Origin of the sequence: Halomonas sp. SSL-5 (genome assembly GCF_030708455.1) — a bacterium.
Classification (GTDB): domain Bacteria; phylum Pseudomonadota; class Gammaproteobacteria; order Pseudomonadales; family Halomonadaceae; genus Halomonas.
Map to the genome: position 1 here is coordinate 146,415 of NZ_JAUYWF010000009.1, position 18,749 is coordinate 165,163.

Here is an 18,749-nt window from a genome sequence, read left to right on the forward strand (position 1 = left end):
AGCGCGGGAGATAATGGGTGACGCGGGCCACGAGCTCGGTGGCTCGGGGGTCCCGCACCTCCGCCCTGCCCTATCTGGCGAGCAGCGCGTGTTCTTCGAGGTACTCCTGGAGCAGTTTGCGCTGCTCCTTGCTCAACTCCCTGCCTTCCAGCAGGTCGGGGCGCCGCTGCCAGGTACGCCCCAGGGACTGCTTCAGCCGCCAGCGCCGGATGGCGCCGTGATTACCGCTGAGCAGGACTTCCGGCACCTGCCGCCCGTCGATCTCTTCAGGGCGGGTATAGTGCGGGCAGTCCAGCAGCCCGTCGTTGAAGGAGTCCTCGACCGCGGAATCCTGATGGCCCAGCACTCCGGGCACCAGCCTTGCCGCAGCATCGATCAACACCATGGCCGGCAGCTCACCGCCGCTCAGCACATAGTCGCCGATCGACCACTCCTCATCGATGTCGCTCTCCACCACGCGCTCATCGATGCCTTCGTAACGCCCGGCCACCACCACCAGGGGTGGTCCGGCGGCCAGTTCCTGCACGCCGGCCTGGTCGAGCCGCCGCCCCTGGGGCGACAGATAGACCACCTTGGGACGCTGCCCGGTGGCCTGCTCGGCCCTGGCCCTGGCGGCGTGGATCGCCGCGCGCAGGGTCTCGACCTTCATCAGCATCCCGGGGCCACCGCCGTAGGGGCGGTCATCCACGGTGCGATGCCGGTCGCTGGCGTAGTCGCGCGGGTTCCAGATCTCCAGCGCGATACGTCCGTTGTCCACTGCCCGCCCGGTGACGCCGTGGCGGGTGATCGCCTCGAACATCTCCGGAAACAGCGAGACGACGCCGATCCACATATCGGGCACCGACTCGACCGGGGTCGGTTCGGATTCCGTCAAAATTCGGGATCCCAGTCGACGGTCATCACGCCGCCCTCGAGGTCGACCTCGAGGATGACCTCCTCGGGCAGGAACGGCAGCAGCCGCTCGCGGGCATCGATGGCGTCCGCCTCGAGGCTCCCCTTCACGACCATGACGTCGTTGGCGCCGGTCTCGAAGAGGTGGTCGATGCGGCCCAGCACGCTGCCATCACGGGTCACGACCCGCAGGCCTTCCAGCTCGTGCCAGTAGAAGTCGTCACCGGAAAGCTCGGGCAGTTCGGCCTTGGGCATCACGATTTCCGACCCGGCCAGCGCTTCGGCGGCCTCGCGGGAGTCGCAGCCCTCGAGCCGGGCCACCAGGCTCTTGCCGTGGCGACGCCCCTGCTCCAGGCGATAACGCTTCAGCGTCTCGCCATGGCGCACGACCCACACGGGGTAGTCGAGGATGCCCTCCATGGGGCTGGTGTACGAGTACACCCTGAGCCAGCCCTTGACGCCATAGGGGCTGGTCAGCTTTCCCAGCACCACATGATCGTCGGCGGGCTGAGCCTTGGCAGATTCGCTCATCGACGACCTCGGAACCGAGATAACCATCGCATCAGGCCTCAGGCCTGCTTGCGAGCTTCCTTGACCAGCTCGGCCACGCGGCCGGAGAGCTGGGCACCCTGGCTCTGCCAGTGGGCGATACGGTCGAGATCGATGCGCAGACGCTCTTCCTGGCCGCGGGCGACCGGGTTGAAGAAGCCGAGACGCTCGATGAAGCGGCCGTCGCGGGCGTTGCGGGAATCGGTAACGGTCAGGTGGTAGAAGGGACGCTTCTTGGCGCCACCACGAGCCAGACGAATGGTAACCATGGCCTAGTCAGTCCTTCGGTTGAGTTGGATTCGGTCACGACGATGACCGCGCCATTCGCGGTCCTGCCAGTGAAGACGCAGCATTCTACGGAAAACAGCCCCGCTTGGGAACCTTTTTCGGGCTTATCGCCAAGGCTTGCCGCCCGGGCCACCCATTCCGCCCATGCCCCCCATGCCACCGGGGCCTCCCGGGCCGCCGCCACCCATCATGCCGGACATGCCGCGCATCATGTTCTGCATGCCGCCCTTCTTGCCCGCCTTCTTCATCATCTTCTGCATCTGCTTGTGCTGCTTGAGCAGGCGGTTCAGGTCGGGCACCTGCAGGCCGGCGCCGGCGGCGATGCGCCGCTTGCGCGAGCCGTTGATGATCTCCGGCTTGCGGCGCTCCTGGGGGGTCATGGAGTTGATCAGTGCCTCGAGCTTGCCCATCTCCTTCTCGGGCCCGGGGCCCTGGGCCATCTCGGCCATCTGCCCCATGCCGGGCAGCTTGCCCAACAGGCCGCCCATGCCGCCCATCTTCTTGAGCTGCTGGAGCTGGTCACGGAAGTCCTCGAGGTCGAACCCCTGACCCTTCTTGACCTTCCTGGCCAGCTGCTCGGCCTTGCCCTTGTCGACGGTGCGCTCGGCCTCCTCGATCAGCGACAGCACGTCCCCCATGCCGAGGATCCGCGAGGCCACGCGATCCGGGTGGAAGGGCTCCAGGGCGTCGACCTTCTCGCCCACACCCATGAACTTGATCGGCTTGCCGGTGATGTGGCGCACCGAGAGCGCCGCGCCGCCGCGGGCGTCGCCGTCGGCCTTGGTCAGGATCACGCCGGTCAGCGGCAGCGCCTCGTGGAAGGCCTTGGCCGTGTTGGCGGCGTCCTGGCCGGTCATGGCGTCGACGACGAACAGCGTCTCCTGGGGCGAGACGGCTTTGTGCAGCGCCTGGATCTCGGCCATCATCGCCTCATCGATGGCCAGGCGACCGGCGGTATCCACCAGCACCACATCATGGAACTGGATCTTGGCGTGCCGGATCGCCGCCTCGGCGATATCGACGGGCTTCTGGTCGGAGCGCGACGGGAAGAAGTCGACCTCGACCTCGCGGGCCAGGGTCTCGAGCTGGTCGATGGCCGCCGGGCGATAGACGTCGGCGGAGACCACCAGCACCTTCTTCTTCTCGCGCTCGCGCAGGTAGCGTGCCAGCTTGGCCACCGAGGTCGTCTTGCCCGCGCCCTGCAGGCCGGCCATCAACACCACCGCCGGCGCCCCCTTGAGCGTCAGGCCCTCGTTGGCCTCGCCCATGGTCGCCTCGAGCTCCTGCTGGACGATCTTGACGAACTGCTGACCGGGCGAGAGGCTCTTGGAGACCTCCTGGCCCACGGCGCGCTCGCGCACCCGCTCGATGAAGTCCTTGACCACCGGCAGGGCGACATCGGCCTCGAGCAGGGCCCGGCGCACCTCGCGCAGGGTATCCTTGACGTTATCTTCGGTCAGGCGCGCCTGACCCTTGATCGACTTGAGCGTCTGCGACAGGCGCTCGCTGAGATTCTGGAACATTGGCCTCTCCACATGTGCGATGGCCTGAAGGTTGCGGGCGATTATACGCGCTGTGGCCGTGAGTCTCCATGCGCCTCGACCGACCCCCAAGGCAATCGCAGCTGGCAGCATTGCTCAAGGCTGACCCGGCGACAGGCCTACGAGGGGGCGCTACGAGTACGTCCTTGTAGGCTACCTCGGCCATCCCTGGTCCTCGGACCCCCTCTCCGACCTGCCCCCGGCGCCTTTCACTATCACCGCATGGCTAACTGCGATAGCCCTGGCCCGACCCCCAAGGCAATCGCAGATAGCTCTGGCCCGCCCCTTACCAAGACGAGGTGCCGCAGGCCACGGCCTGTGCGGCAGGCGGGGGATTGGGTATAGTAGCCGCACGCTAGTCACCCTTATGCTGTTCACTTCCACAGGCGCACGGATCGCAACCCATGCAGGCGCTCGCCCTGGCCGTAATGGCCTTCCTCCTCTACACCGCCGCCGCCTCCTGGCAGGGGTTGACCCTGGCGCGTCGGGTCGCTCCACAGCCGATGCTGGTGCGCGGCCTGGCGCTGCTCGGCCTGCTCTGTCACCTGCCGCTGGTCATCGGCCTGTTCGGCCACGACGCCCAGGTGCTGCCGGGGCTCTACGCCAGCATGGTGCTGATCAGCGCCATGGCGGTCGCCCTGCTGCTGGGAATCAGCCTGTTCAAGCCGGTACTGGGTGCCGCGACGGGCATCCTGCCGCTGGCCGGCGTCGCGCTGCTGCTGGCCGCCACGGTGCCGGCGGCACCACCCTCCGATGGGCTGCCGCCGGGCCTGGCGCTGCATGCCATCAGCTCCCTGCTGGGGTTCGCGATACTCGCCATCGCCGCCGTGCAGGCGGTACTGCTGGGCCTGCAGAATCGCGCCCTGCGCCATCACCATATCCGCGGCATCGTCCAGGCCCTGCCCCCGCTCACCTCCATGGAGCGCCTGCTCTTCGAGCTGATCTGGGCAGGCATGGGGCTGCTGACCCTGGCGATCCTCAGCGGCTTCGTGTTCCTCGACAACATGTTCGCCCAGCACCTGGCCCACAAGACGATCCTCTCGCTGGCCGCCTGGGTGATCTTCGCGGTCCTGCTGTTCAGCCACCATCGCCTGGGCTGGCGCGGCATGCGTGCCGTGCGCTGGACCCTGGGCGGCTGCGCGGTACTGCTGGTGGCCTACTTCGGCAGCCGCTTCGTACTGGAAGTGTTGCTCGGCCGCGGCTGAGCGGCCCTTACGTCGCCTTGACACCGCGCGCCCACCTCCCGTCAAATCGAGCCTGACCCGCGACCGAGGACCCTTCGACTTGAGCGACGACTTCCCACTGGGATGGCTGTTCGGCCTGCTGTTCCTGCTTGTCTGCCTGTCTGCCTTCTTCTCGAGCTCCGAGACCGGCATGATGTCCATCAACCGCTACCGCCTCAGCCACCGGGTCAACAGCGGTGAGGCCCGCGCCCAGCGGGTCGCCAGGCTGCTCTCTCGCCCCGATCGGCTGATCGGCGTGATCCTGATCGGCAACAACTTCGTCAACAACCTGGCGGCCTCCATCGCCACCATCATCGCCATTCATTTTCTCGGCGACGTCACCGGACCGGCCGTGGCCACCGCCGCCCTGACCATCACCATCCTGATCTTCGCCGAGGTCACCCCCAAGACCTATGCGGCAGTGAAGCCGGAGCGCATCGCCTTCCCCGCCTCGCTGGTGCTCGAGCCGCTGCTCAAGCTGCTCTATCCGCTGGTCTGGCTGGTCAACGTGATCTCCAACGGCCTGCTGCGACTGATCGGCGTGCGCAACATCGATGGCGACGGCGACAACCTGACCCGCGACGAGCTGCGCACCGTGGTCCACGAAGCGGGCACCCTGATCCCCCAGCGCCACCAGACGATGCTGCTCTCCATCCTCGACCTCGAGAACGTCACCGTGAACGACATCATGGTGCCGCGCCACGAGGTCGTCGGCATCAACCTCGACGACGACCTCGAGGAGATCCTCGCCCAGATCCGTACCAGCCAGCACACTCGACTCCCGGTCTACAAGGGTGACATCAACAACATCATCGGCATGCTGCACCTGCGCAACGCGGCACGCTTCCTCTCCCGTGGCGAGGTCACCAAGGCCGCCATCGTCCAGGAGGCCCGCGAGCCCTACTTCATCCCCGAATCCACCCCGCTGCATACCCAGCTGCTCAACTTCCAGAAACAGAAGCGCCGCATCGGCATCGTGGTGGACGAGTATGGCGACGTGGAGGGGCTGGTGACGCTGGAGGACATCCTCGAGGAGATCGTCGGCGAGTTCACCACCGACGTGGCGGGCATGGAGGAGGATATCCACCGCCAGGAGGACGGCAGCGTAGTGATCGAGGGCACCGCCAACATCCGCGACGTCAACAAGTCGCTGGGCTGGCAGCTGCCCACCGATGGTCCCAAGACGCTCAACGGCCTGATCCTCGAGCACCTGGAGGCGTTTCCGGAGGGCCCCGTCTCGCTGCAGGTGGGCGGCATCCGCATGGAGATCCAGGAGGTACGCGACAACCTGATCACCGAAGCCCGCTGCTGGCCGGCACCGCGGCGGCGCTGAGCCGGGCACCACGGCCGGACACCACGACTCAGTGGCGCTGGACCTGCTGCTCGACTGCCGGCTGGGTCCAGGCATCGCCCGCACACTTGAGCTCGCATACCCGAGCCTCAAGATGACGCCGAGTGGCTGCGCCGGGCGAGAGCGGCTCGCCGAGTTGCAGCATCACCCGCGCGCGGAAGCGATGCGGCGGCCGGCTCAGTGCGCGGCCGTGGCAATGGGAGGTCCATGAGCCCCAGAGCCCGGAGAGGCCCGCCGGGATCACCGGCACCGGGTCACGCGCGAGGATCAGCTCCAGGCCACGGCGGAACTCCTGCACTTCGCCATCCGACGTCAGGCGCCCCTCGGGAAACAGCATCACCACCTCGCCATCGCGCAGCGCACGACTCACCTCCCCCAGCGCTCGGCGCAGGCTACCCGGGTCGCAGCGCTCCGATGCCACGGGAATCGCCCCCACCAGCCGAAACAGCCAGTTGAGCCAGGGCGAGTCATAGATCGGCTTGTCCATCAGGAAGCGCAGCGGTCGCGGGCTGGCACCTCCCATCACCAGCGCATCCATGAAGCTGACGTGGTTGCACACCACCAGGGCCGCCCCGCGCCTGGGGAGCTGCTCGATCCCCACCAGGCGCAGCCGATAGACCAGGCGGACCAGCAGGTAGACCAGCAGGCGCACCACCGGACGCGGCGAATGCGCGACCCGCCAGGCGAGCCACAGCGCCACACAGGCGACCAGGGACCAGAGCAGCGCTGTCATCGCGACACCTATCTGGCCCGCAGGCCGGCGAAGATGGTTTCCAGCAGCTGGTCGAGCAACTCACCCACTTCCAGCTGCTGCCCCTGCCAGTAGCCCAGGCGCTCGTTGAGGCCCAGCAGCACCAGGCCGTGCACGCTGCCCCACAGGGTACGCCCCAGGCGACGTGCCTCGAGGTCATCGAGGGCCGGCTGATACTCCTTGAGGGCGGCCTCGACGCGCCGGAAGAGCGCCTCGATCATCTCGGTCTGGCGCTGATCCAGCTCACCTTCCTGGGCCAGCGGAAAGTCGAACAGCAGCTGCCAGCGGTAGGCCTCGCGCTGGGCAAACTGCCAGTAGGCGCGCGCCAGGGCAAGCAACCGCTCCTCCGGCGCTGCCTGGCTGGTCAGCGGCTCGATCACCTCGCGCAGGTGGCCGAGGGTCTCGATGTTGACGTGCTGCAGCAGGTTATGAAAGCTGCCATAGAGCTTGAGCAGGGTGCTGGGAGCACACCCCACCTCGCGCGCCAGGGCGCGCAGCGACAGGCTATGTACCGGATTGTCCTGCAACCAGGCGTCGCACGCCGCCATCACCTGGGCATGAAGCGCCTCGGGAGCATGCTGTCTGGGACGAGCCATCGAGTTCCTCGCGAGCCGGAGCGGGCAGTTACGTGAAGGGCCCCAAGGATAGCGCACATCGAACACTGTTTTCGATAGCTATGTTACCCTGATGCCCCCTGACCCGGAGCTCCCATGGCCGGCCGACTGCATATCGCACCGATCGACTTCAGCCAGCTGCTGCCCGACCTGGCGATGGACACGCCCCTGGTGACCAGTGCCAACCTGGCACCCCGCCGCATGCTCTCGGGCATCCGCCTGGAGGCAGGGCGAATGCATCTGGGACGGCTGTTCTGGGGGCTGACACCACCCTGGCTTACGGTGCTGGACCACGCGCCCCACTGCGCCCGCGCCGAATCCCTGTCCTCGCGCCGCATGTTTCGCGAGGCCTTCCAGGCCCGGCGCTGCCTGGTCCCGGCGACCGGCATCTATGTCTGGAAGCCCCAACCCCGCGCCAAGCAGCCCTTCCTGGTCACCCGGGTGGATCGTGGCCCGCTGCTGCTGGCCGCACTCTGGTGTCGCTTCCACACCAGCCTGGCCGAACATACCGACTCCCTGGCGCTGATCACGGTGCCGACCAACGCGCTGCTGGCGCCACTGAGCGACCGCCTGCCGGCGGCCATTGCCCCCGCCGACGCGCTGCGCTGGCTGGACCCGCAGACGCCGGTCGAGGCGGCCCAGGCCATGCTGACGCCGGCACCGCGGGAACTGTTTGGCGCTTTCCCGGTATCAAGACGTGTGAACAGCCCCGCGAATCAGGAGGCGGCCTGCGCTCATCCGGTAGGCCCCATGCTGCGCCACCAGAATCCCCTGGAGAGACGATGACCCGCGCCCAGACCATTGCGCCGCTCACGCGGCTGCTGCCCCTCTGCTTGCTGTGCCTGCAGCTGCTCGTCCTGCCGCTGCTCGCCGACCCGGCCCGGGCCGAGAGCATCGCGGCGGTGGCCGACGCCACCACCCCCCGCATCAGCCCCCAGGATGAGCGCGACTATCGCGTGGTGACCCTGGACAACGGCCTCACCGCCCTGCTGGTCAGCGACCCCGAGGCCGACAAGGCGGCGGCCTCCCTCAATGTCTCGGTGGGCAGCGCCCAGGACCCCGGGGACCTGGCCGGCCTCGCCCACTTCCTCGAGCATATGCTGTTCCTGGGCACCGAGCCCTACCCCGAGGCGGACGCCTATCAGGGCTACCTGACCCGCCATGGTGGCAGCCACAACGCCTTCACCGCGCCCCAGGACACCAACTACTTCTTCGATATTGAGCCGGATGCCCTCGAAGGCGCCCTGGACCGCTTCAGCCAGTTCTTCATCGCCCCGCTGTTCAACGCCGACCGCCTGGAGAGTGAGCGCAACGTGGTGCACTCCGAGTACATGGCGCGCATCCGCGACGAGGGACGGCGAGAGAACGACGTGCTCGACCGCCTGCTCAACCCCGAGCACCCCTTCACCGGCTTCTCGGTGGGCAGTCGCGAGACCCTGGCCGACCGCCCCGAGGGCGAGCCTAGCCTGCGCCAGCGGGTCATCGACTTCTACGAAACCTACTACGGCGCCAACGTCATGCACCTGGCGGTGGTCGCCCCCCAGCCCCTGGACGAGCTGGAGGCACTGATCGCCGAGCGCTTCGCCAGGGTGCCCGACCGCGGCCTCGAGCGCCCCGCGATCGCCACCCCGCTGGCCCTGCCGGAGGCACTCCCCAGGCGGGTCGCCGTGCAGTCGCTGCGCGACAGCCGCCAGCTGCGTTTCTTCTTCCCGGTGCCCGACCCCATCGCCGAGTACCGCCACAAACCCGCCGACCCGATCGCCCACCTGCTGGGGCACGAGGGCGAGGGCAGCCTGCTCGCCGCCCTGCGCGAGGCGGGCTGGGCCGACGGCCTCTCCGCCGGGGTCTCCCGGGGCGACGGTGAGCATGCCCTGTTCACCGTCAGCGTCAGCCTGACGCCGGAGGGCGCCAGCCAGCGCGAGGCCATCGAGGCGAGCCTGTTCGCCGCCATCGAGACGATCCGCGAGGCCGGCCCCGAGGCCTGGCGCTATGAGCAGCAGGCGCGCCTGGCCGAGCAGGCCTTCCGGTTCCAGCAGCACGGCTCGCCCCTGAGGGACGCCATGCGCCTGGCCATGAACCTGGCACGCTTCCCGGTGGAGGATGTGCAGTACGCCGACTATCGCATGGACGGTTTCGACCGCGAGCGTACCCGCGACTACCTGGCCGCGCTCGCCCCCGAGAACCTGATTCGCCTCTACAGCGCCCCGGACGTCGAGGGCGAACGGACCTCGCCATGGTTCGACGCCCCCTGGCGCGACGATACGCACGCCGCCGACGGCGCCCCCCTCGCCGGCCTGGCGCTGCCCGAGCCCAACCCCTATATCGCCGAGGACCTCACGCTGCTCGACGCCCAGGACGAGCGCCCGCAGCAGCGGATCGACGAACCCGCCTTCGCCTTCTGGCACATGGCCGACGCCAGCTTCGACACGCCCAAGGCGGAGTGGCGTTTCAGCCTGCAGCATCCGCGGGCCGCCGAGGCGCCCCGCGAGGCGGTGCTGGCCCGGCTGCTGGCCGGCTGGCTGGGGGACAGCCTCAACGAGGCGCTCTACCCGGCACGCCTGGCCGGCCAGGGTGTCGATGCCTATGCCCACGCCCGGGGGATCACCCTGGCCTTCTCCGGCTGGCGCGACCGTCAGGACGTGGTGATGGAGCGAGTGATCGAGCAGCTGAAGCGCGGCGAGATCGCGCCGGCCACCTTCGAGCGGGTCCGCTACCGCCTGCAGCGAGAGTGGCGCAACGCTCCCCAGGACCCGCTGTACCGCCAGGCCAACCGCACCCTGGCCGAAGCCCTGGTGCGCCCGCAGTGGCCGAGCGCGGCGCTGCTCGAGGCGAGCGAGGGGCTGACCCATGAGGACCTGCGCCGCTTCCGCGACACCTTCCTCGGCGCGCTGCGTCTGGAAGCCATGGCGGTGGGCAATCTCGGTGGCGAGGAGGCCGAGGCCATCGCGCGCCGGGTGGCCGAGACCCTCGACCCGACGCTCTCCGCCGATGCGATTCCCGAGCTGGTGCCCCTGGATGCCGCCACGGACCTGCCCATCCTGACCCCGCACACCAGCCGCGAGGAGTCGATCCTGCTGCGCTACCTGCAGGGGCCAGACCGCTCGCTTGACAGCCAGGCACGCCTGGCGCTGCTGGGGCAGCTGATCGACACCCCCTTCTACCAGCGCCTGCGCACCGAGCAGCAGCTCGGCTACGTGGTCAACGCCGGCTACTCGCCGATGCTGGACGCGCCGGGGCTTGCCCTGCTGGTGCAGTCACCGGAGACCGACAGCGAGTCGATCGACGAGCACGTGGATCGTTTCCTGGAGGCGTTCGGCAGCACCCTGGCGGGGCTGGACGAGGCCTCCCTCGCGCCCTATCGCCAGGCGGTTCACGCCGAGCTGACCCGGCGCGACACCAGCCTGGGGGGCCGCACCGACCGCCTGTGGCGGGCACTGGCCTACGGCGACACCGACTTCGATCGCCGCGAGCGGCTCGCCGAGCGCGTGCTGGCCGTATCTGCAGAAGAGCTTCGCGAGGCCTGGACGGCGCTGCGCGCTGCCCCCTCGGTACGGGTCGCCTACGATCCGGGCGACGAACCCGACGATGTGCTGGCGCTCACCAGGCACCTCGTACCGCTGCCGGAGGGCCAGGAGTAAGGGGCGCAGGGGGCAGGCCGAAGAGGAGGTCCTACGCCATGGGTGAGGAGCACTGCTCCGAACGGGCTGGCCATGGATGGCCAGCACCGGTCCTGCAAGCGGAGCAGGATGCGAGAGCGAAGCAGGGCGTCGGTAGCGCCCAGGGATGGGTTCACAGCGCCTCCTCGAAGGCCTGCCGCCGGGTCAGCCCCGCGATCAGATCAGCCCTTAGCTCTTATGTTCTCAAGCATCGAAGGCCTGGGGCGGCAGTATGGCTTCGACGTGCATCACCAGCTCCTCGAGGACCTGGCGGTCGCGGTCGGAGAGCTCGACGCCATTGAGGCGCTCGATTTCCCGGGCGAAGCCCTTGAGGGTCAGGCTCGCCACTTCGGCGTCATTCATGCGCGCCCAGCGGTCGGCCTCCCACCGGGCGAGCTCCGCGCCCTCCAGCGTCTCCGGGAAGCTGCGCGCTCGGTAGCGAAACAGCATCTCCTCCAGGCGCGGGTCCTGGAAGGCGAAGCTGGCCCCCACCAGGTCCCAGGGGGCGGTATCGCGCACCCGCTGCATCTGCTGGCGATCCGCCGGCGAGAAGAAGCCGCCCGAATAGAGCATCAGGTCGGGATCCCCGGGCCCCGCTGGCGGCGGCTCGGCAAACACCTCGGCGGCCCGGGCGGCGACCTCGGGGTGGCCCGAGAGGCGCTTCCAGTGGTCGCGACAGGCCGCCATGTCCAGGCCCAGGCGCTCGACGATATCGCCATACTGCCCCTTGCGCTCCCCCGCCACGTCCTTGAGGGCAGCGGCCGGGAAGAGCACCGGGCACTTGTTGATATGGATCACCTTGAGCGGGATGCGCTCGGTGCCCTCGGCGAGGTCATCGTTGCTGACGAAGACCCGCTGGCGAATCTGCTCGGCGGAGAGCTCGAACAGCGGCGCCGGATCCACCGAAAGGTCATAGACGACCACCCCGTTGGGGTTGGTGGGATGCTCGGCCAGCGGCACCACCAGGGCGGCGCAGCCGCGGCTGGCCGGGTAGCGCCGCGAGATGTGCAGCAGCGGCTTGCGGCCGGGCACATCGAGCAGCTTGCCCACCGCGCGCTTGCCGCGCCGGCTCAGCAGCAGGTCGAAGAGGTTGGCATTGGCCTCGCGCAGGCGCCGGGCCAGGGCGATGGTGGCGCGCACGTCGGCCAGGGCATCGTGAGCCCCGGCGTGCTCGATACCGTTGGCGGCGGTGAGGTCCTCGAGCCGGAAGCTGGGGGCACCATCCTCCCGACGCGGCCACTCGAGCCCTTCCGGGCGAAGGGCGTGAAAGGCCCGCACCACGTCGATCAGGTCCCAGCGCGAGTTGCCGTTCTGCCACTCCCGGGCGTAGGGGTCGAGGAGGTTGCGGTAGAAGAGGTGGCGGCTGACCTCGTCATCGAAGCGCACGCTGTTGTAGCCCACCGAGCAGGTGCCCGGCACGCTCATCAGCGCCTCGATCTGTCCGGCAAACTGCGCCTCCGGCAGCCCGCGACGCCGCGCCTGTTGGGGCGTGATGCCGGTGACCAGGCAGGCCTGGGGATGGGGCAGGAAGTCGTCGGCCGGACGGCAATACCAGGTAACCGGCTCACCGATCTCGTTGAACTCGGCATCGGTGCGGATCGCGGCGAACTGGGAAGGCCGATCGCGACGCGGATCGGCACCGAAGGTCTCGTAGTCGTGCCACAGGAAGGTCTGCGGGGCGTCAGGCGGCGCCATGGGCAAGGTCTCTCCGGCGATTCAGCATGGAGGCCACAGCCTAGCACAGCCCCGCGACTCGCTCAGCCAGGCGGGTTCAGCCCGGCGAGCCCTTGGGCAGGGTCACGTTGAGCTCCAGCACCGAGCAGTTGTCCTCGCTGTCGAGGCTGATGTTGATGGCGTCATCGTCCACCTGGACGTAGCGACGGATCACCTCCAGCAGCTCGCGCTCGAGCATCGGCATGTAATCGGGCTGCCCACGCTGGCTGCGCTGGTGTGCCACGATGATCTGTAGCCGCTCCTTGGCGACCGACGCGGACTTCTTGCGTTCTCGCTTCAGGAATTCAAGCAGTTTCAACGACGACCTCCTCCGAACATGCGGCTCAGCAGACTCTTCTTCTGGTACTCGTGGAAGCGCAGGGGCACCTCCTCGCCGAGCAGACGCGACACGGTATCGGCGTAGGCCTGGCCGGCATCGCTATCATTGTCATGGGTCACCGGCACCCCCTGGTTGGACGCGCGCAGCACCGCCTCGGACTCCGGGATCAGGCCGACCAGGTCGATGGCCAGGATCTCGCGGATGTCCTCGAGGTTGAGCATGTCCCCGGTGTCGACCCGCATGGCATTGTAACGGGTGATCAGCAGGTGCTGCTTGATCTCGTCCTCGCCGCGCTCGGCACGCCGGGTCTTGGAGGCCAGCAGTCCTAGGATGCGGTCGGAGTCGCGCACCGAGGAGACCTCGGGGTTGGTGACCACGATCGCCTCGTCGGCGAAGTACATGGCCAGCTGGGCGCCACGCTCGATGCCTGCGGGAGAATCGCAGAGGATGTAGTCAAAGTCCTTGCTCAGGGTATCGAGCACCTTTTCGACCCCTTCCAGGGTCAGGGCATCCTTGTCGCGGGTCTGGGAGGCCGGGAGGATATGCAGGTTGTCCACGCGCTTGTCGCGGATCAGCGCCTGGCTCAGCCCCGCCTCACCCTGGATGACGTTCACCAGGTCGTAGACCACGCGTCGCTCGCAGCCCATGATCAGGTCGAGGTTACGCAGCCCGACGTCGAAGTCGATGACCACGGTCTTGTTGCCGCGCAGTGCCAGGCCAGTGGCAATGGCTGCCGCACTGGTTGTCTTGCCGACGCCTCCCTTGCCGGAGGTCACAACGATGATCTTGGCCAAGAGTCGCTTCCTGTCGTGTCGTTGAAATGGATCGGGCCATCACGGGCATGCCGCTCAGGCGAGCGAGGTAATGCCCAGCTGATCGCCGTCGAGGCGCACCTGAACCGGGGTACCCAGCAAGCGTCGGTCGATGTCCTCGAGGCGCTTGTAGTTGCCGGCCACCGAGAGCAGCTCGGCATGGAGCTCACGGCAGAAGATGCTGGCCTGGGGATCACCGTGGATCCCGGCCAGGGCGCGGCCACGCAGGGCGCCGTAGACGTGCACGCTGCCCGCGGCGAGCACCTCGGCACCGGCATTGACCGCACCGACCACCACCAGGTCGCCCTCCGGCGAGGTCACCTGCTGGCCGGAGCGCACCGTGCCGCGGAAGATCCGTCCGCCGTGGGTCATTCCCGGCGCTGCCGCCAGGTCGACCGGCTCGTCGGCGGCGCTCGCCTCGCCGGGGGCGACGCTCTCCAGGGGGCGCGCCCGGCCACTCTCCTGGGGCGGGAACCAGCCGAGGCCCAGGGCCCAGGCCGACTGCTTGACCGGGTCGGCACCGCCACGCACAGCCACCGGCAGCAGCTTGTGGCCTCGACACACGGCACAGATGCGCTCCAGCGCGAGATGGGGCTCGTCGAGCTTCTCCACGCTGAGCACTACCGGTGTGTGCTGGAAGAAGGCCGGCGACTGGCTGAGCTTGCCGGCGAGCTGATCGCGAATCTGCTCGGGATCGGCACTGGCCAGTTCCATGACCGTCATCGGCAGCATGCCTCCCTTGAAAGTGAAGGCTGCGCTTTCCCTGTCCAGTTTGAGGCTCATTGCCGAACTCCAGGTCGCTGTGATGGGAGTAGAGTCAAAGCTAAGCGACTCGCCCCTCCCCTGCAACTCCATCATACGCGCGAGGAGCGCCGCCTGTCAGTGTCGCCGTACGGCCACAGACCGCCCCGGGCACGGACTTTTCCCCAGGCGCGGCGCATGCTTAGATAGCCATCATACGATTGACCAACAACGATACGGGCGGGAGTGCCCCGGCACGCAACGCCGCCCACGCCAGGATGCCCAATGTCCGGACTCTTCCGCCGCCTCTTCGCCCCCCGCTGGCAGCACCCCGACCCCGGCGTGCGCCGCCAGGCCATCGCGCGCCTCGACCCCGCCCGCGACGATCAGCGTCACGCCCTGGAGCGCCTGGCAGCGGACGCCGACCCGGCCGTGCGCACCGCGGCGCTCGCGCGGCTCGATGACCCCGAGGGGCTGATCGCCCTGCTCGATGACGAGGCGCGCTCGCCGGAACTCGAACGCCGCCTGACGGCACTGATCTGCGGCAAGGAGGGCCAGCTGGAGCTTTCCGCCCGGGTCGCCATGGTCGGCCGGCTCAACGATACCGCGCTGCTCGGGACGATCGCCCTCGAGGGCGACAACCAGCAGCTGCGCCTGGCGGCGATCGAGCGCATCCAGGACGAGGAGGCCCTGGTGCGCCAGGCCTGTGACAACGGCATCGCCGCGGTGCGCCATGCCGCGGCGGCCAGGGTCGACAGTGACGCCGGCCTGACGCGGCTGGTGCGCGAGGCGAAGCGCGATCGCCAGGTAATGCGCCAGGCCCGGGAGCGGCTCAACCGCCGCCGCGCCGATGCCGCCGAGCTGGCCGCCGCCAGGGAGCGTCGCGAATCGCTGGTGCAGGCCCTGGAGCGTCACGCCGGCGCTCCCTGGGAGCCGCTCTACGCCGGGCGCCTGCGCCACCTCATGCGCGAATGGCAGCAGCTCGAGGACACGCCCGACGCAAGCCTGGAACGCCGCTACCACGACGCCTGCCTGCGCTGTCGCAAGGTGGTCGAGGATCACGAGGCGCAGCAGCGTGCCAGTGCCGTCGCCCATCGGCATCGCGAGGATGCCCAGCAGGCCAGCGAGAGCCTGGTGGAGGCGCTGGAGGAGAGCCTCGAGGCACTCGAGCGCAGCGAGACGCTGGGCGCCCAGGACATCGACAGCCTGCGCGCCCAGAAGCGACTGCTGGCCCATCGCTGGCAGGAGCTCGCCGACCACCATGTCACCGATGCAGCGCTGCGCCGGCGTTACGACGCCGCCCTCAATCGCTTCGAGGAGATCGGCGGCGCCTGGGTGCGCCTCACGCAGCGCGCCGGCGAACTGGAGCGTGCCCTCGAGGACGACGACGAGGAGCGCCTGAAGGGCTTGATCACGGCGATCGTCTGGCCCAGCGACCTGGCCCCCACGCCATTGCTTCTCAGGGCCCGCCAGCGACTCGAGCACCGCCCCGCGGCCTCGCCGGCGACCGCCGAGGTATCAGCAGAGCATTTCGAGGAACAGCTCGATGAACTCGAGCGGCTGCTGGAGCGCGGTGCCTTCAAGCCGGCCAGCCGCCTGCACCAGCGCCTGCGCCGGCTTGCCGAGCCCATCGATCCGGCTCGATTCCGCCCCCTGGAGGCACGCTTCAAGCGCCTCGGCGCCAGGCTGGCCGAGCTGCGCGACTGGCGGGGCTTCGTGGCCGGTCCCAAGCGCGAGCAGCTGGTCGCCGGCATCGAGGCCCTGGCCGACGATGAGGCCAGCGTGGAGGGCGCCCTGGATCGCCGCCACCGCCAGCTGGTCAAGGAGTGGAAATCACTGGGCGACGCCGCCGCCAACCGCGAACAATCGGCGCGCTTCCGCGCCGCCTCGGACCGCATTCACGAACGCCTGGCTGCCTGGCGGGCACGCCTCGACGCCGAGCGCGACAACCACCTGGCGACGCGTATCGCCCTGTGCGAACAGCTCGAGACACTCCTCGACCACCCCGCCGAGCAAGCCGACCCCGACGCCCTGCGCGAGATCCGCGACCGCGCCCGAGACCAGTGGCGCCGGGCCTCGCCGGTCCCACGCGACCAGGCGGAGGCCGTCGGCCGGCGCTTCGGCGCCATCCGCCACCGGCTCCAGGCGCTGATCGACCAGCGCGCGAGGGAGATCGCCGAGGCCAAGCGAGAGCTGATCGAGGAGGCCCACCAGCTGTCGGGCGAGGAGAGCCCGGCGGCCAGGCGCGCCGAGCAGGCCAAGGCGTTGCAGCGTCGCTGGCGAGAACTGGGCCGAGCCCCCAAGGGCGAGGAGCAGGCGCTGTGGCGCGAGTTCCGCGGCCTGTGCGACACCATCTTCGCCAGCCGCGAGGCGGCCCGGGACGACCGCGTTCGCCACGCCAGGGAGCGCATGGACGCCATGCAGGCGCTCATCGACCGCATGGACGGCTGGCAGCCTGCTCAGCCGGCCGACGAAGCGCTGTTGGCCAGGGCCATCGACGAGGCCGCCGCGCTGGAGCCGCTCCCAGGCGGACGCCGCAGCGAGGGCATGCGGCGACGCTGGTCCGGCATCGTGCGTGCCCGCCGCGAGCGCCTGGAGCGCCTGGCGGTGGCCGAGCAGGTGGAGGAGTGGCAGGCCGTGCGCCCGCTGCTCGAGGAACATCTCGAGGCAGACGCCGCACGACTCGAGGGCGGCGAGGCACGGGAGGTGGCACTGCCGAAGGCGCTCACCCTGGGCGACGACATGGGCCGCGCCCACGCTCGGCGCAACGCCGCCCGCCAGGAGGCCACCTCCACCGACACGGTAGAGGAGCGCCTCGCACGCGTCAGGGTGCACCTTTCGCTGCTGGCCGTGGGCAGCGTCAGCCAGCGCGACGAGCCGCTGCGCCTGGCGATACAGGTCGAACGCCTCAACGACAACCTGGGGCGCGAGCCGTCCCGGGCCGAGGAGGTGCGCGGCGTGCTCGCCGAACTGCTGGCCATCGGCCCCGTGCCGCCGGCACTCTGGCAGCGCGAGGTCGGCGAGCTGGACCATATGCTGGAGCGGCTGTCGCGCCTGCCCCCCCCCTGAACGACACAGGAGCGCGAGGTCTCCCCCGCGCTCCTGCATGACGCTGTCCCGCCCCGAGGCGGGAAGCCAACCGCGTCAGCCCATGAACTGGCCGCCGTTGATATCGATGTTGGCACCGGTGATGAAGCCAGACTCCTCGTCGGCCAGGTAGGCCACCAGGCGGCCGATCTCCTCGGGCTTGCCGTAGCGCTTCACCGGAATGGTTTCACGGATCGACTCGCGCACCTTCTCGGGAATGTTCATGATCATGTCGGTGGCGATATAGCCCGGCGACACGGTGTTAACGGTAATGCCCTTGGTGGCGGTTTCCTGAGCCAGGGACATGGTCAGGCCGTGCATCCCCGCCTTGGCGGCAGCGTAGTTCACCTGCCCGAACTGCCCCTTGCGGCCATTGATCGACGAGATGTTGATGACCCGGCCATACTGCTGGTCAAGCATGCTCTCGATCACGCTGCGGCAGGTGTTGAAGACACTGTTCAGGTTGGTATCGATGACCTCGTGCCACTGCTCGGGGCTCATCTTCTTCATGGTGCCATCACGGGTGATACCGGCACAGTTGACCAGCACGGCGACCGGCCCGTGCTTCTCCTCGATCTCCTTGACGCCCTTCACGCAGGCGTCGTAATCAACCAGGTCGATCCCGGCGATGTCGATATTGTCGAAGCCGGCGGCCTTCTGCTCCTCGAGCCAGGCCTTGGCCTTCTCCGGATTGTGATAACCGGCCACTACCTTGTAGCCCTCGGCGGCCAGTGAACGGCAGATCGCACTACCGATGCCGCCGGTACCACCGGTGACCCAAGCGACGCGTGATGAATTGGCCATGTATACCTCCCTGATGATGATGACACTGTACACCGGCCACCCCGGCCGGACTGCACATTGTTCTTGGTCAAGCTGTCATCTTGATGACAAGCCGGGAACAGTATGGCCCAAGGAGGGCGAGAGGGACGAGCGTTTGAGGACGATGCTTGACTAAAGGTGAATCCCGTGTAGAATACGCCTCACGTTGATGCGGGGTGGAGCAGTCTGGTAGCTCGTCGGGCTCATAACCCGAAGGTCATCGGTTCAAATCCGGTCCCCGCTACCAAATATCGAATAAGCCGATTCCTCCGGGAGTCGGCTTTTTTCGTGCCCATGACCCGAAGGCCATCGGTTCCCTCTCGTTTCAGAACCAGCGGCCCCCGCTACCCAACATCGTGTAACCGCGCGG

Annotated in this window: 16 protein-coding genes and 1 tRNA gene; 6 read left to right on the top strand and 11 right to left on the bottom strand. The window is 68.5% G+C overall.

All coding sequences use genetic code 11. The features are described from left to right. Positions 1–70: 70 nt before the first annotated feature. The 4 genes from trmD to ffh all read right to left on the bottom strand — a co-directional run bounded on the left by trmD (position 71) and on the right by ffh (position 3,251). On the bottom strand, positions 71–832 hold the full coding sequence (gene trmD / locus RAN53_RS12175) for a tRNA (guanosine(37)-N1)-methyltransferase TrmD (protein WP_305797143.1): 762 nt from the start codon (positions 830–832) through the stop codon (positions 71–73). Between the two features lie 38 nt (positions 833–870). Next, positions 871–1,422: a ribosome maturation factor RimM gene (gene rimM / locus RAN53_RS12180; protein WP_305797081.1), complete on the bottom strand. Its 552-nt coding sequence runs from the start codon at positions 1,420–1,422 to the stop codon at positions 871–873. A gap of 38 nt (positions 1,423–1,460) precedes the next feature. Then, entirely contained in the window at positions 1,461–1,709 is a 249-nt protein-coding gene (gene rpsP / locus RAN53_RS12185; protein WP_161430004.1) for a 30S ribosomal protein S16, read from the bottom strand. A 123-nt stretch (positions 1,710–1,832) separates the two neighbouring features. Next, on the bottom strand, positions 1,833–3,251 hold the full coding sequence (ffh, locus tag RAN53_RS12190) for a signal recognition particle protein (protein ID WP_305797082.1): 1,419 nt from the start codon (positions 3,249–3,251) through the stop codon (positions 1,833–1,835). Between the two features lie 422 nt (positions 3,252–3,673). On the opposite strand from ffh, the gene RAN53_RS12195 reads away from it, so the two are divergent. Both RAN53_RS12195 and RAN53_RS12200 read left to right on the top strand, forming a co-directional pair. Further along, positions 3,674–4,474, top strand: a complete 801-nt coding sequence (locus RAN53_RS12195) for an inner membrane protein YpjD (protein WP_305797083.1) — start codon at positions 3,674–3,676, stop codon at positions 4,472–4,474. 79 nt (positions 4,475–4,553) lie between these two features. After that, positions 4,554–5,825, top strand: a complete 1,272-nt coding sequence (locus RAN53_RS12200) for an HlyC/CorC family transporter (protein WP_305797084.1) — start codon at positions 4,554–4,556, stop codon at positions 5,823–5,825. A gap of 28 nt (positions 5,826–5,853) precedes the next feature. Here the strand turns inward: RAN53_RS12200 and RAN53_RS12205 are convergent, their stop codons facing one another. After that, positions 5,854–6,576 carry a 1-acyl-sn-glycerol-3-phosphate acyltransferase gene (locus tag RAN53_RS12205; protein ID WP_305797085.1) on the bottom strand — a complete coding sequence of 241 codons (723 nt, stop codon included), beginning with the start codon at positions 6,574–6,576 and terminating at the stop codon, positions 5,854–5,856. Between the two features lie 8 nt (positions 6,577–6,584). Then, entirely contained in the window at positions 6,585–7,190 is a 606-nt protein-coding gene (locus RAN53_RS12210; protein WP_305797086.1) for a TetR/AcrR family transcriptional regulator, read from the bottom strand. A gap of 114 nt (positions 7,191–7,304) precedes the next feature. Here RAN53_RS12210 and RAN53_RS12215 point away from each other — a divergent pair, with 114 nt between their 5' ends. Then, a complete protein-coding gene (locus RAN53_RS12215; protein WP_305797087.1) occupies positions 7,305–7,994 on the top strand; it encodes an SOS response-associated peptidase in 690 nt (229 codons plus the stop codon). Next, positions 7,991–10,846: an insulinase family protein gene (locus RAN53_RS12220; protein WP_305797088.1), complete on the top strand. Its 2,856-nt coding sequence runs from the start codon at positions 7,991–7,993 to the stop codon at positions 10,844–10,846. Before RAN53_RS12215 ends, RAN53_RS12220 begins: the two co-directional genes overlap by 4 nt. A 222-nt stretch (positions 10,847–11,068) precedes the next feature. On the opposite strand, the gene sbcB is transcribed toward RAN53_RS12220, so the two are convergent. From sbcB to minC, 4 genes are all read right to left on the bottom strand, one after another. After that, the gene (gene sbcB, locus RAN53_RS12225) at positions 11,069–12,559 is read right to left on the bottom strand and encodes an exodeoxyribonuclease I (protein WP_305797089.1); all 1,491 of its coding nucleotides are present in this window, start codon (positions 12,557–12,559) and stop codon (positions 11,069–11,071) included. A gap of 76 nt (positions 12,560–12,635) precedes the next feature. Continuing rightward, positions 12,636–12,896 (bottom strand): cell division topological specificity factor MinE, encoded by a 261-nt coding sequence (gene minE / locus RAN53_RS12230; RefSeq protein WP_161429996.1) that lies wholly within the window; start codon positions 12,894–12,896, stop codon positions 12,636–12,638. After that, the gene (minD, locus tag RAN53_RS12235; protein ID WP_305797090.1) at positions 12,893–13,711 is read right to left on the bottom strand and encodes a septum site-determining protein MinD; all 819 of its coding nucleotides are present in this window, start codon (positions 13,709–13,711) and stop codon (positions 12,893–12,895) included. The genes minE and minD overlap by 4 nt, the downstream gene beginning before the upstream one ends. Positions 13,712–13,765: 54 nt before the next feature. After that, on the bottom strand, positions 13,766–14,512 hold the full coding sequence (gene minC / locus RAN53_RS12240; protein WP_305797091.1) for a septum site-determining protein MinC: 747 nt from the start codon (positions 14,510–14,512) through the stop codon (positions 13,766–13,768). Positions 14,513–14,755: 243 nt separating this feature from the next. Here minC and RAN53_RS12245 point away from each other — a divergent pair, with 243 nt between their 5' ends. Then, a complete protein-coding gene (locus tag RAN53_RS12245; protein ID WP_305797092.1) occupies positions 14,756–17,539 on the top strand; it encodes a DUF349 domain-containing protein in 2,784 nt (927 codons plus the stop codon). Between the two features lie 75 nt (positions 17,540–17,614). Here the strand turns inward: RAN53_RS12245 and phbB are convergent, their stop codons facing one another. Next, positions 17,615–18,361 carry an acetoacetyl-CoA reductase gene (gene phbB, locus RAN53_RS12250; RefSeq protein ID WP_305797093.1) on the bottom strand — a complete coding sequence of 249 codons (747 nt, stop codon included), beginning with the start codon at positions 18,359–18,361 and terminating at the stop codon, positions 17,615–17,617. A gap of 188 nt (positions 18,362–18,549) precedes the next feature. On the opposite strand from phbB, the gene RAN53_RS12255 reads away from it, so the two are divergent. After that, positions 18,550–18,626 (top strand) — tRNA-Met (locus RAN53_RS12255). The last annotated feature ends 123 nt before the right edge of the window (positions 18,627–18,749 follow it).